This window comes from Neobacillus drentensis (assembly GCF_036966985.1).
Lineage (GTDB): Bacteria > Bacillota > Bacilli > Bacillales > Cytobacillaceae > Neobacillus > Neobacillus drentensis_E.
The window spans coordinates 51,301-51,543 of record NZ_JBALSN010000060.1; the positions used below are offsets into that span (position 1 = coordinate 51,301).

The window sequence follows — 243 nt, forward strand, 5'->3', positions numbered from 1 at the left end:
AAAGGATCAAGTTCGCTTCCGGATTTTATTATTATCTGGTTTGACACGATTATTCCAATCACCATTCTCCTGCTGTTTGGATGGTTGTTTACCTTCCAATTGAATGTTGATTTGTATGATTTAATCTTAAAAGCTTTTGAACCGGTTACCGTGATTGCCCAAAGTTTTACCGGATTTGTATTCATCAGTTTTCTTGGTGTTTTCTTCTATTCTTTTGGAATCAGTGCCTGGATTCTGTATCCG

General features: G+C 36.6%; 1 pseudogene. It reads left to right on the forward strand.

The features are described 5' to 3' along the window. Positions 1-243 (forward strand): annotated as a pseudogene (locus tag V7659_RS04335) (PTS sugar transporter subunit IIC); the annotation flags it as partial.